This is a genomic window from Ensifer adhaerens (assembly GCF_020035535.1).
Taxonomy (GTDB): Bacteria; Pseudomonadota; Alphaproteobacteria; order Rhizobiales; family Rhizobiaceae; genus Ensifer.
The window spans coordinates 764,280-777,354 of the sequence record NZ_CP083349.1 but is presented as its reverse complement, the minus strand read 5'-3'; the positions used below and the strand labels follow the sequence as shown (position 1 = coordinate 777,354).

Sequence of the window (13,075 nt, the reverse complement as noted above, 5' to 3'; positions counted from 1 at the left end):
TGCCCATTCCATTCTCACTCTCCGGGAACCGGTCTATCAGGTTGCAGCCACCGGGAAAACCATCCGCACCGTCAGCCCCTTGGCGCCGTCACCGGCCGCGGGCTCGGTATGGGCAAGACGCAGCGAGCCGTGATGCATTTCCATGACCGCCTCGACCAGCGAAAGGCCGAGGCCCGTGCCCGGCTTCGACCGGCTCTCGTCCAGGCGAACGAAGCGCTTCACCACCTCGTCATGCATCGCGGTGGGGATTCCGGGGCCGTGATCTGCTACGGACAAGAGCACATGGCCATCGCGCTTTTCCAGCGAGACCTTGATCAGCGGATTGTCCGCACCGTCGGCATACTTGATCGCGTTGTCGATGAGGTTGCCGAGGGCCTGGCCGACCAGTTCCCGGTTGCCTGAAATTACCAGATTCTGGGCGACGTCGGCTTCGAGTTTCAAACCTACGTCTTCGGCCACGGGCTCATAGAGTTCGACGCTATCGGAAACGATCTGCGAAAGATCGATCTCGCTCATCTCGGCGGCGGACGAACCGGCCTCTACGCGCGAAATCATCAGCAGCGCATTGAAGGTCCGGATCAGCTGGTCGGACTCGCCGATGATCTCCTCGAGCGCGCCGCGCTGGCTGGTGCCCTTGCGGGCAAGTGCCGCTTCCGCTTTGTTTCGCAGCCGCGTCAGCGGGGTCTTGAGGTCATGGGCGATGTTATCGGAGACCTGGCGCAGACCTTCGTTCAGCTTCTCGATACGGCCGAGCATCGCGTTCAGCGATTCCGACAGGCGGTCGAACTCGTCGCCAGAGCCGCTCATCGGCAGGCGCTGCGAAAGATCGCCCGCCATGATCTTGGTGCTTGCCTCCGACATGCGGTCGATGCGCTTGAGCGCGTTGCGGCCAATGCCGAACCAGATGACGAGTGCACCAAGCCCCATGACGCCAAGCGCCACCATCAGCGCCTGACGCACCAGCGCGCGAAATTTCTGCGGTTCCTGCAAGTCGCGACCGACGAGAATGCGCAGGCCGTTGTCGAGCACCAGCACATGGGCGAGCGCCACATGGCTGTCCGTCTTCGTCTCGTCCGTATAGCGCTGATAGGCAAAGGGGCGCTCGGTCCAACCTTCGCTGTCGAGCAGTCCGGGCTCGAGGCTCGCAACGTTGCCCGCGAGGATCTCGCCGTTCGGCCCGGCGATGACATAGAGATTGGCCCCCGGCTGGCGTGCGCGGCGCTCGAGCGAGCGCAACAGGCCGTTCATGCCGGCCCGCGTGTAGACCTGCTCGATCTGCGTCACCTCGGCGGTGATGGAATCCCGGGTCTGCTGCTGCAGCAACCGCTCCGACATGCCGGTAACGTAGAAAACGAGGAAGGCGGCGCAGAGCGAAAAGAGGATGAGATAGAGGGCGGAAAGCCGAACCGCGGTCGTTCTGAAGAGAACGCGAAGCTTGCTCATGCGGGAGCCCGGTCATCCTTGATCATGTAGCCGGCACCGCGCACGGTGCGCAGCAGCGGCACATCAAAGTCCTTCTCAATCTTCGAGCGCAGCCGCGAGACATGGACGTCGATGACGTTGGTCTGCGGGTCGAAGTGGTAATCCCACACATTTTCCAGAAGCATGGTGCGGGTCACGACCTGGCCGGCATTCTTCATGAGATATTCGAGCAGGCGGAATTCGCGCGGCTGCAACGGGATCTCCTTGCCCTGTCGGCGGACGGAATGCGACAGGCGATCGAGTTCGAGATCACCGACGCGGTAGACCATGTCCTGCTCGGGTGTGCCCTTGCGCCGGCCAAGCACCTCGACACGCGCGAGCAGCTCGTTGAAGGCGTAGGGCTTCGGAAGGTAGTCGTCACCACCGGCGCGCAGGCCGGTAACACGGTCGTCGACCTGGCCGAGTGCGGAAAGGATGAGCACCGGCGTGTGAACGTCCTTGCGCCTGAGCTCGGTGATGACCGACAGGCCGTCACGACGCGGCAACATGCGATCGACCACCAGAACGTCGTAACTGTTCTCGCTGGCCATGAAGAGACCGCTCTCGCCATCGCTGGCGTGATCGGACACGATGCCTGCCTCACGGAAGGCTTTCGCCAGATAGGCTGCCGCCTCGAGATCGTCTTCAATAATGAGAATCTTCATACGCGCGACCATAGTCCCGGACCCCTATCTGTCTCAACCGGTTTCGGCTTTGCGACAACCGGATTGGCGAGCGCTTCTCGTAGACAAGAGCGGAATGAAGGCGGAAAACCGCAGAGATTTTTCCTCATCCCGCCCGAAACGGAAAGCGCCGCGAAATCACTTGGAAATCGCGGCGCTCCGGTCAATCATTTGACTGCCGCGATCAGCCCTGATCGATCGGGAGGGCCACGAAGCGGCTACCGTTCTCGGCCTCTATCTGGAAGAGCGCCTTGCTACGGCCGTCCTTCTTGGCAGCGTTGATGACCTTGAGGATGTCGTCGGCGGACTTCACTTCCTGATTGTTGACAGAGACGATCTTTTCGCCCGTCTTCAGGCCACGGTCACTGGCATCAGAGTCTTCGTCGACCGAGGCGATGGTGACGCCCTTGCCGTCATCGGACGGCACGACGGTAACGCCGAGGTCAGCCAGTGCCTGTTCGCTCGAGGGTTGCGTTTCCTCGGTCTGGCTGTCCTGAGTCTTGGCGGCGTCCTTGTCATCCTTCGGCAGGGTGCCGATTTCCAGCTTGACGCTTTCGGACTTGCCATTACGCCACAGGCTCAGATCAACGGTGGTGCCCGGACGGATGGCAGCAACCTTGCGAGCAAGATCACGCGGGTCCTTGACGGTGTCACCGTTCAGCGCGGTTACGACGTCGCCCTTCTTGATGCCGGCCTTTTCACCCGGCGAGCCGGATTGCGGCTCGACGACCAGCGCGCCGCTTGCTTCCGAAAGACCAAGCGATTCAGCGATGTCCTTGGTGACGGGCTGGATCTGTACGCCGAGCCAGCCACGGGAAACCGAGCCGTCCTTGATCAGGTCGGCGACGACATCCTTGGCGACGGCCGCGGGGATCGCAAAGGCGATACCGACGTTACCACCCGACGGCGAGAAGATCGCAGTGTTGATGCCGACCACTTCGCCCGAGAGGTTGAAGGTCGGACCACCCGAGTTGCCGCGGTTCACGGCGGCGTCGACCTGCAGGTAGTCGTCATAGGGACCGGAGCCGATGTCGCGGCCACGGGCCGAGATGATGCCCGAGGTCACGGTGCCGCCGAGGCCGAACGGATTGCCGACAGCAACCACCCAGTCACCGACGCGGACCTTGCTGTCGTCAGCCCAGCCGACATAGGTGAACTTGCGCTTGTCATCGACCTTGAGCACGGCGAGATCGGTGCGACTGTCCTTGCCGATCAGCTTGGCATCGAGTTCGGTGCCGTCGTTGAGGATAACCGTGAAGGCCGAACCGTCGGAAACGACGTGGTTGTTGGTGACGAGGTAGCCGTCTTCAGAGATGAAGAAGCCCGACCCCTGGGACGTCGGGCGCAGGCGACCTTCGCCATGCGGACCACGGCGACCCGGACCACCGCGCTCGGCACGGTCATCACCGCGCGGGCCGAATTCCTTGAAGAAGCGCTTCAGCGGGTGATCATCCGGCAATTCATCGAAGCCACGGCCATTGAAGCCGAAGCTGAAGTCGCTGCCGTCTTCGGAAACCGGGTTGACGCGCGACTGGACACGAACCGAAACGACGGCGGGCGAAACTGCGTCGACGACGTTGGCAAAGCTCGGCACCGACGGCGCTTCCACCTTCACCGCTTCCGCGAAGGACTGGGAGATGCTGGCCGGCAAACCCGAGGTCAGCATGACGGCAGCAAGACCGGCAACGGTCGAGGTCTTCAGAACGGTCTTGAGGGAGGGACGCAGGGATTTGGTCGTAATCATCCGTTTTGCCTTTTCTCTTCCTTGATGCCGTCGAAGACGGCACCGAAACCTGGTTGCGATACCCACCTCGCTGGGAAGAGGCGGGCTCGTTTGGCTGACTGGAGGAACAGCCGATGACGAAAGATGTAACGGATGGGACCTTACTGAGTTCTGTCCGGAAGATGAATATTTGGTAATGTTGCGGGAGACCACCAGGGATGGACCGATAGCCCCTTGCCGACCGCATGTCGCCGCGAACGGCGGCCGTTATCGCCGAGAATATTCGCCAGCGATATCAGGCGATTGGCGTTGGAGATCGTGGAACGCGCGAGCGCCGGTCCAAACGTCCCGTCAGGGCTGAAGCAGTTTCTTCAGCTTTTCCTTTTCATTCTCGGAAAGCGGCGTTCCCTTGGCTTGGGCCCCGCGCCGGCGCGACGCAATGACAAGGGTGATCGCCCCGACGAGCAGCAGGGTTGCGGGCATGCCCCACAGGATCAGCGTCTTCGTTTCGAAGCGTGGCTTCAGCAGCACGAATTCGCCATAGCGCGACACGACATAGTCGATCACCGCTTCGTCGCTATCGCCGTTGGCGAGCCGCTCGCGCACCAGCACGCGCAGGTCCTTGGCAAGCTCGGCGTTGGAATCGTCGATCGACTGGTTCTGGCAGACCATGCAGCGCAATTCGGCCGAGATCGCCCGAGCGCGGGCTTCAAGCGCAGGGTCGGCCAGCACCTCATCCGGATTGACCGCAAAGGCTGACCCGGTCGGCAGGATGAACAGCAGAAGCGCCAGCAGCAGACGGATCATTCGGCGGCCCCCACCGGCACTGTCTTCGGCCGCTTGGCCCGCGTCGGCGCGCCGACACGCAAGCGGCGATCGCCCAAGGACACGAAGCCACCCGCCATCATGAACAGGGTTCCACCCCAGATGCACAGGATCATCGGCTTCCACCAGATGCGCACGACGATGCCGCCTTCGCTGATCTGGTCGCCGAGCGAAACATAGAGCTGGTTGAGACCGAAGGTGCGGATGCCTGCTTCCGTCGTCGGCATGCGGCGCGCCTGGTAGAGACGCTTCGACGACCAGACCTCGGAAACGGCGACACCGCCGCGGCTGATGGTGAAGTGACCGGATTCTTCCGTGTAGTTCGGGCCGCTGCCGTTGCGCATGCCGTCGAAGCGCAGCGTGTAGCCGCCGGCGTCAACGGTCATGCCCGGCTTCAACTCGACGACCGTCTCGGTCTCGAATGCCGTGACCGCGACGATGCCGATCAGGGTGACGCCAAGACCGATATGGGCAAGAGCGGTACCGAAGGCAGAGCGTGGCAGGCCGGCAAGGCGCCGCCAGGCGACGTTGCCCGCAACCTTGCCGAGGCCGGAGCGTAGCGCCAGATCGGTGAGCGAACCGGCGATCAGGTAGACGCCAAGGGCAATGCCGAGGAGCGCCAGAACCGGGCCGCCATTCATCACGTAATAATAGATCGTGCCGGCGGCGAGACCGATCGCGACGGACGCGAAGAGCCGCTGGGCGACACCGGCGAGGTCCCCTCGCTTCCAGGCAAGCAATGGGCCGAACGGCACCGCAAAGAGCAGTGGCAGCATCAGGAGACCGAAGGTCATGTTGAAGAAGGGCGGGCCCACCGAGATCTTGTCGCCGGTGAGCGCCTCAAGCACCAGCGGATAGAGCGTGCCGGTGAGGACCGTCGCTGTCGCCGTCGTCAGGATCAGGTTGTTGAAGACCAGCGCACCCTCACGCGAAATCGGCGCGAAGATGCCGCCGGCTTTCAGGTGCGAGGCACGCAAAGCAAAGAGCGTGAACGCGCCGCCGATGAAGAAGACGAGGATGGCGAGAATGAAGATGCCGCGCGTCGGGTCGGTGGCGAAGGCGTGAACGGAAGTCAGCACGCCAGAACGTACGAGGAAGGTGCCGAGCAGCGACAGCGAGAAGGTCATGATCGCGAGCAGCACGGTCCAGATCTTCAGCGCCTCGCGCTTCTCCATGACCAATGCCGAATGCAGCAAAGCCGTGCCCGCGAGCCAGGGCATGAAGGAAGCATTCTCGACCGGGTCCCAGAACCACCAGCCGCCCCAGCCGAGTTCGTAATAGGCCCAGTAAGAGCCCATGGAGATGCCAGCGGTCAGGAACGTCCAGGCGGCGAGCGTCCAGGGACGGACCCAGCGCGCCCAGGCCGCATCGATGCGGCCCTCGATCAGTGCAGCGATCGCAAAGGAGAAGCAGACGGAGAAGCCGACATAGCCGAGGTAGAGCAGCGGCGGATGAATGGCGAGGCCGACATCCTGCAGGATCGGGTTCAGGTCCTTGCCCTCCCCCGGCGCCGGGATCAGCCGCGCGAACGGGTTGGACGTCAGCAGAATGAAGAGCGCAAAGGCCATGGCGATCCAGGCCTGGACCGCAAGCACGTTCGCCTTCAGCGTTTCCGGCAGGTTGCGCCCGAAAGAGGCGACCAGCGCCGAGAAGAATGTCAGAATCAGCAGCCACAGCAGCATCGATCCCTCGTGGTTCCCCCACACACCCGAGATCTTGTAGATCAGCGGCTTCAACGAGTGGGAGTTTTCCCAGACATTGCGGACCGAGAAGTCCGAAGTCACGTAGGCGAAGGTGAGCACGATGAACGCGAAGGCGACCAGCAGGAAACAGGCGACCGCCGCGCTCGACGCCAATTCCATCAAGCCGCGGTCGTTCAGCCGGGCCCCGAGGATCGGCAAGGCGGCCTGGATGACCGCGGTCGCCAATGCCAGGACCAGCGCGTAATGTCCGAGCTCGATGATCATTTAATGGTTTCCTTCCCGCTGAGCTCGACGCCCTGCGCCTTCAAGCGGTCGGCGACATCCTTCGGCATATAGGTCTCGTCATGCTTGGCGAGAACCGTATCCGCCACGAAGACGGAGTTCCCTTGAACGAAGGCTCCCTCCGTCACCACGCCCTGCCCCTCGCGGAACAGGTCGGGCAGGATGCCCGTGTAGGTTACCGGCACGCCGGCAAGTGTGTCGGTCACAGTGAAGGTGACCGTCTTGCCATCGCCGCGCTTCACCGAACCCGCTTCGACCACACCGCCGAGGCGGATGCGCGTGCCCGGAGCAACGTTCGCCTTGGCGAGATCGCTCGGCACGTAAAAATAGGCGATCGCCTGGCTGAAGGCGAACATTACCAGAAAGGCTGCGAGAACCAGAAAGCCGACACCGCCGCCGATGATCGCCAGTCTTTTTTGTTTGCGCGTCATTGCGTCACTCCATCGGTCGCAATCCCGAGTTCGCGAGCAAGCGCCAGGAGCTGCTTGCCCCCGTCGCCATCGGCCGGGAAGGTTTTGAGGCCCTCCTTTAGCGCGGCCGCGGCCTTGTCTCGTTGATCAAGGACAACATGGGAGCGGATCAGCCGCGCCCAGCCCTCGAGGTTATCCGGATTTTCCTTGAGGCGGCTTTCGAGGCTTTCGACCATGCTGCGGATCATTTCCTGACGGTCGCCGGAGGTCATGCTCTCGGCCGCGGCGACATCCTCGGCGCTGGGATTGCCGGGCGCGGCAGCGCTGGTGGCGCTAGGGCCCCCCAGTTCCGACACATGCTGCTTGACGAGCGGCAGCCAGGGCGCATCCGCAGGGGACGTCGCGACCAGCCTGTTGAAGGCGGTCAGCGCTTCTTCCTTCTTGCCCTCCTGCTTGAGGCCGAGGGCAAGGTAGAACTCCGAGCGCGGATCATTGGGGTCGATCGTCAATGCCTGCTGAAATGCCTCCTGCGCCTTGGTCGTCACGAGACCATCGGATTGCACGACCAGGGCTTCAGCATATCCACCCAGGCGCGCCGGCGTCGGCCCGAGCAGGCGGATCGCCCTGTCATAGGCGTCGACCGCTTCCTCTATGCGGCCGTTGCGCATGTAGATCGGCGCGAGCAGATCCCAGCCGGCACCGTCATTCGGGTTCACCGCAAGGTGGTTTTCAGCCTTGGCGATCAGGACATTGATATCGCCATTGGGGTCGGCCAAGCGCGCGGCAAGCGGCTGTGCCGGCACGCCCGGGCTACCCGTCAGCAAGTAAAGACAGAGCCCGACGACCGGAAGACAGAGCAGCACGAAAGCCTGGGCCAGACGATTGGCCCCGCGCCGCGGCGAAACGGCCGGCGCCACATTGCGGTCGCTCTCGCCGGCCGCCAGCAACCGGCGCGCCACTTCGGCGCGCGCAAGCTCGGCATCGGCGCTACCGATCAGGCCGCTGTCCTGATCGCGCTTCAGTTCATCGAGCTGGTCGCGATAGACCTCGATGTCGTGGCTGTGGGGAGACGATGGGGCTTCCCCTGCCCGCATCAGCGGGAGGATCAGCACGGCGGCGACGGCCGCCGTCAAAGTGGCGACGAGGATCCAGAACAACATGGACGCTCAATACTATGCGGCCCATGCCTTTCCAACTCGAAAACCGGTTATGACGGAGATTTGAGGCGTTTCGCCGCAATGGTGGACGATACCGCCCCGACGCTCTCGAACGGCCTCAGAAGGGATTGCGCTCAGCTGAGCGGCGTCCAGCTGCCGTCAGGATTGCGGCAGGCAGCGCCCCGGGCCGTCTTCGCCTCCGTCTTGATCGTGACAGTATGGCTGTACTGGCGGCAATTCTGCGACCCGACCTGATAGGGGGCGGCAGCAACGACGGAGCCGCTGACGCCACGTCCAGCCCAGGTAACAGGCTGACCGCCGGGCGCTGCCTCGAGCGCACGATACTCTGCCTCGAGCGCGCGTTGACGGTCGGACGTACCAATATCGAGATCGGAAAGGCGACCGATCACGCCGCCCTGAAGCGCGGCAATATAGGTCGTGGAGGAGACACTGCGGGTCGCGGTTGACTTGCCGCCCGCGGTCGTGCTGCAGCCGGCAAGAGCCACGGCCGACGCGATCACCGCGATCCGACCGCCAACGACAAATGTCCGTGCCATTTCTGCCTGGTTCCTCATGATCCGCGACACTCAACCATTCCTATCCGAAGCCGCATTCGCGAAACCCGGTACATTCGGGTCAAATGACGACTTGTCCTTGATTTTCTTTTGGCATTCCCCGCCTGCCGAGGCAACGGCGCGCCCTGCCACTGTGACATTTTCGAGCACGGGTGTGACACCTAAATCACGAAACCTCACACCCTTCTTCACTCCGCTCTAAGCCGCGGCCGGCAACAGGAGCTGGGCACGTAGCCCCCCCTCATCCCGGCGCGACAGCGTAATGGTGCCTTGATACTCCCGCACGATCTCGCTGACGATCGACAGCCCGAGCCCCGTTCCGGGCTTGCTTTCGTCAAGTCGTTTGCCGCGTTTCATCGCCAGCGCGATCTGATCAGGATTGAGCCCCGGACCGTCGTCATCGATGTCGAGCACGATCCACTGCCTTCCCGGCTCCTTCGCATGCAGCTCGCTCGGCGCCGGTCGGACATTCAGCCACACCTCGCCACGGGCGTGGCGGGCAGCGTTTTCTAGCAGGTTGCCGACGGTTTCCTCGACATCCTGCAATTCCATCGCGAGCACCAACGCCGGTGGATTGATCGACAGGTGCACCTGCTTTTCCGGGTTGAGCTTGCGCATCACCCGAACCAGACGTTCGAGCGCCGGCTGCGCTTCGGTTCGCGCCAGGACGGATTCGCGTTGTGCGGCGATCCGCGCGCGGCTGAGATAGGATTGAACCTGCATCTGCATCGCATCGACCTGGCTGCGCACCAGTTCGCCGTGCGACGCGTCGAGCACCCGGGCCTCGTTGAGGAGCACGGCGATCGGCGTCTTCAGGGAATGCGCAAGGTTGCCGACCTGCATGCGGGCACGCTCGACGATGCGGCGGTTGCTGTCGATCAGGGCGTTCACTTCGTTGGCAAGCGGCTGGATTTCGCGGGGGAAGGCTCCATCAAGCCTCTCGCTTTCGCCGGCGCGAATCTTCTCCAGCGAGCGGCGGACCTGATCGAGCGGGCGCAGGCCGAAGAGAATGGTCAGCGCATTCACACCGAGGCCGCCGAGACCGAAGATGGAAAGCGCGATGGTCAGATTGCGGGTGAAGCGATTGATGTCGGCTTCGAGCACATCGCGGTTGCCGGCCACGCGAAAGCGCGCGGTGTGGCCCTGGATGTCCAACACGACCTCGGTCTCGGAGACTTCTACCGCGTTACCGAACGGATCCTTGGTCGTGTAGAACCGGACGTAGCCGGTGTCGAAGGGAACCTCGTCGACGCTGGCGATCGGCAGCTTTCCGTTGCCGAGCGACGTCGAGATCAAAGGCGGCGTGTCGAATTCGCCGATCGGGTCGACGATCCAGTACCACCCGGTCTGCGGCTGTGAAAAGCGCAGATCGCCAAGCTGCGGACTGCCCGAAAGTACCGTCTTCTCGTTGACGGAAATTGAATTGACGACGTTGAAAAGCTGCGCCCGCAGCAGGTCCTTGAAGCCGCGTTCGGAGCCCTGGCGATAGAGTTCGGAAATGACCACGCCGATCACGACCAGGGCGACGACCGCCCAGACGGTGGAAACCGCCAATACGCGGGCTGTGAGGGACCTAATTGCCATTGCCCGGCGCTTGCATTCGGTATCCGAGGCCGCGCACCGTTTCGATCAGATCGTTGCCGATCTTCTTGCGCAGCCGGCCGATGAACACCTCGATCGTATTGGAATCGCGGTCGAAATCCTGATCGTACATATGCTCGACCAGTTCCGTGCGCGAAACGACCTGGCCCATGTGATGCATGAGATAGGAGAGCAGCCGGAACTCGTGCGACGTCAGCTTGAGAGCTACGCCATCGACGGTTGCCTTGGAACCCTTGGTATCGAGGCGCACCGGACCGCAGACGATCTCCGAGCTTGCATGGCCGGCGGCACGGCGGATCAGAGCGCGGATGCGGGCGAGAACCTCTTCGACATGGAAAGGCTTGGCGACATAATCGTCGGCGCCGGCATCGATACCGGCAACCTTGTCGCTCCAGCGATCGCGCGCCGTCAGGATCAGCACAGGCATGGTCTTGCCGTCCCCGCGCCACTTCTCGAGAACGGTGATGCCATCCATCTCCGGCAGGCCGATGTCGAGGATCACGGCATCATAGGGCTCGGCGTCGCCGAGATAGTGCCCCTCCTCGCCGTCATAGGCCTGGTCGACGACATAGCCGGCCTCCTTCAGCACCTCGGCGAGCTGCCGGTTCAGGTTGGCGTCGTCCTCGACAATCAGAATGCGCATTCGTCTCTACTTCCTCTCGCGGCCATTTCCGCTGCTTGTTTCGCCAAACCTAGCCGATTTAAGGACAGAAACATGCAGGCATTCAAAGCGCTACAGCGACCTTTGCGCGTCTGCCAAGACGCGCAGCGCTGCAGGGACCGCTTACATCGGCACCTTGACGGTCACCTTCTTCGGCCGTCCACCATTACCGGGAACGAGTACCGTGATCACGCACTGGCCATCGGACGTCGGCTGTGCCGACAGCAGCTCGCCGCCGGTGTCGGCAACCACCTGCGCAGCAGCCGCGCTGCAATCGCCGGACACACGGACGACATTATCCGACGGCACGTTGATCGCAGGCGGGCTGAAGCCCGCGAGGCCTGCGGCAAGCGCGGCTATGATCACTGGTGAAGACATGAACGCACTTTCGACTTGGGAAGCATCATGGCAGAAGCAATAACCGAATGAGGCTGAATGGCAAATGAATGTCGGCTTTCAGAGCCGTCAGGTATCCATTGGAGAGCCGACGGACCCGACCCTAGATTGCAGCGATTCCGTTCCTGACGAAACCCGGACCGAGACTTCCGCCAGCAAGCGATAGCCATTTCATGCGACAGTTTCATCTCGATGCCGCTGACAGAATAGGGCCTCAAGATCACGGGCATACTTCACGGCAGGCCATGAGATCAGCCTTTCGTTAAGCATGTTTCGCTAGCATTCCGAAGTCGGCATCGGTGCGCATGCCGCGACGGCGGATGCATCCACCGTAAGCCCGAACGCAGGGACAGCACATCGAGCAGGCAGTGATTTCCGATTCCTTTGAATCCCTTGTCGACGATCGTTTGAAAGTTGAGTCAACACCATGCGAGGTTGAGTCACGCTGATCGCGCGCCGAATCCGGTATTCGCACTAAGCCCCTGACACTTTTCGATTTCATTGCGATGGTTTTCGCCGCCATGCGAGCGAGCGTGCCGGCGTTCAGCATATTCTATGGGTGCCTCAATACGTGAAGTTTGGCGTTCGCGCGCAAGACAGGACGCCCGCAAAAATACTTCAAAAGAACAGCCAATTTAGTCGCATCTGCACCGGCAGATCTTTGGATTGACAGACGGCTGTGGATCAACGAAAAATTAATCGATTTAAATATTTTTCAATCGTTTAAATGATTTAAGCCACTGATTTACAAAGCCTTTACGATATGAAATTGTCCACTACATCAAACGTCATGAAACCGTCATAGGCCCGGGAGGATCGGATGCAGACGCTAGCCAACAACCAGCCCGCATCTCAGCAGTCCAAAGTACCGCAATCGCTGCTCGACCGTTTCGAAAACGAATGGCGCGCCATGCGCGATGCCGGCGAAAGCACCCCGAAGCCGATCCAGCCGGCTGAGTAACGCCCGCCAACGGCGCACCGGTTTTCCTGTGCCAAGACAATCCTGACATACGCAAGACGCAACACGCAGTTGAACCCTAGGGTTCAGGATGAAGCACATCCTGCAACGCCGAATGGCCCGTCTTGGCCGATTGGATTGGCACCGTGGCAATTGCTGCGGCCCTTGAATTTTTGTGGCTATTTTCAGCCTTTTGGCCATTCGGAAAATCCATGTTACTCTTTCCGAATGCTGACCGAAGAGATTGAAAGACTCGCGCTAAGCTTGCCGGGAACGGAGGAAAACGCGCATTTCGGCACACGGGACTTCCGGGTGGGCAAGCGCATTTTCATGACCCTGCCGGAAGCCGGTCGCGCGGTCTTCAAATTCACCCCTGATCAGCAGCGCATGCTCCTGGAAATGGAACCCGGCGTCTGCGCCGCCGTCCCCGGCGGCTGGGGCGACCGTGGCTGGACCTCATTCTACTTCGTCGAGGCCGACGAAGGGCTCGTGCGCCAGTCTATGGAAACGGCATGGCGCAACGTCGCGCCGAAAAACCTCGTCAAGAAGAACGGCGGCAGCCACTAGGCTGCATCAGGCGGATAGCCGGTTCGCCGAAGTGGGAGCGCTCCGCACGGAAGTCGATAGCGAAGCGCGGGC

Annotated in this window: 13 protein-coding genes; 2 read left to right on the top strand and 11 right to left on the bottom strand. The window is 62.0% G+C overall.

The annotated features are described in order from the left end of the window. Nucleotides 1–36: 36 nt before the first annotated feature. From LAC81_RS03800 to LAC81_RS03750, 11 genes are all read right to left on the bottom strand, one after another. Entirely contained in the window at nucleotides 37–1,443 is a 1,407-nt protein-coding gene (locus LAC81_RS03800; protein WP_223726785.1) for a sensor histidine kinase, read from the bottom strand. After that, a complete protein-coding gene (locus tag LAC81_RS03795) occupies nucleotides 1,440–2,138 on the bottom strand; it encodes a response regulator transcription factor (protein WP_113537834.1) in 699 nt (232 codons plus the stop codon). Before LAC81_RS03795 ends, LAC81_RS03800 begins: the two co-directional genes overlap by 4 nt. Nucleotides 2,139–2,328: 190 nt before the next feature. Beyond that, on the bottom strand, nucleotides 2,329–3,888 hold the full coding sequence (locus LAC81_RS03790) for a Do family serine endopeptidase (RefSeq protein ID WP_223726783.1): 1,560 nt from the start codon (nucleotides 3,886–3,888) through the stop codon (nucleotides 2,329–2,331). Between the two features lie 330 nt (nucleotides 3,889–4,218). Next, on the bottom strand, nucleotides 4,219–4,674 hold the full coding sequence (locus tag LAC81_RS03785) for a cytochrome c-type biogenesis protein (RefSeq protein ID WP_223726782.1): 456 nt from the start codon (nucleotides 4,672–4,674) through the stop codon (nucleotides 4,219–4,221). Continuing rightward, nucleotides 4,671–6,659 (bottom strand): heme lyase CcmF/NrfE family subunit, encoded by a 1,989-nt coding sequence (locus LAC81_RS03780; protein WP_223726781.1) that lies wholly within the window; start codon nucleotides 6,657–6,659, stop codon nucleotides 4,671–4,673. Before LAC81_RS03780 ends, LAC81_RS03785 begins: the two co-directional genes overlap by 4 nt. Next, nucleotides 6,656–7,108, bottom strand: a complete 453-nt coding sequence (ccmE, locus tag LAC81_RS03775) for a cytochrome c maturation protein CcmE (protein ID WP_113537838.1) — start codon at nucleotides 7,106–7,108, stop codon at nucleotides 6,656–6,658. The genes LAC81_RS03780 and ccmE overlap by 4 nt, the downstream gene beginning before the upstream one ends. Beyond that, the gene (gene ccmI / locus LAC81_RS03770) at nucleotides 7,105–8,247 is read right to left on the bottom strand and encodes a c-type cytochrome biogenesis protein CcmI (RefSeq protein WP_223726780.1); all 1,143 of its coding nucleotides are present in this window, start codon (nucleotides 8,245–8,247) and stop codon (nucleotides 7,105–7,107) included. Before ccmI ends, ccmE begins: the two co-directional genes overlap by 4 nt. A 131-nt stretch (nucleotides 8,248–8,378) precedes the next feature. Continuing rightward, nucleotides 8,379–8,801 carry a hypothetical protein gene (locus tag LAC81_RS03765; RefSeq protein WP_223726779.1) on the bottom strand — a complete coding sequence of 141 codons (423 nt, stop codon included), beginning with the start codon at nucleotides 8,799–8,801 and terminating at the stop codon, nucleotides 8,379–8,381. A 216-nt stretch (nucleotides 8,802–9,017) separates the two neighbouring features. After that, complete coding sequence (locus LAC81_RS03760) at nucleotides 9,018–10,403, bottom strand: ATP-binding protein (protein ID WP_223726778.1); 1,386 nt, start codon at nucleotides 10,401–10,403, stop codon at nucleotides 9,018–9,020. Next, a complete protein-coding gene (gene feuP / locus LAC81_RS03755; protein WP_034789361.1) occupies nucleotides 10,393–11,064 on the bottom strand; it encodes a two-component system response regulator FeuP in 672 nt (223 codons plus the stop codon). The genes LAC81_RS03760 and feuP overlap by 11 nt, the downstream gene beginning before the upstream one ends. 141 nt (nucleotides 11,065–11,205) lie before the next feature. Next, nucleotides 11,206–11,460, bottom strand: coding sequence for a hypothetical protein (locus tag LAC81_RS03750; RefSeq protein WP_113537842.1), 255 nt, complete (start codon nucleotides 11,458–11,460; stop codon nucleotides 11,206–11,208). Between the two features lie 838 nt (nucleotides 11,461–12,298). Between LAC81_RS03750 and LAC81_RS03745 the strand changes: the two genes are divergently transcribed. Then, nucleotides 12,299–12,439 carry a hypothetical protein gene (locus tag LAC81_RS03745; protein ID WP_223726777.1) on the top strand — a complete coding sequence of 47 codons (141 nt, stop codon included), beginning with the start codon at nucleotides 12,299–12,301 and terminating at the stop codon, nucleotides 12,437–12,439. 225 nt (nucleotides 12,440–12,664) lie between these two features. Beyond that, entirely contained in the window at nucleotides 12,665–13,003 is a 339-nt protein-coding gene (locus LAC81_RS03740) for an MmcQ/YjbR family DNA-binding protein (RefSeq protein ID WP_223727759.1), read from the top strand. Nucleotides 13,004–13,075 lie beyond the last annotated feature (72 nt).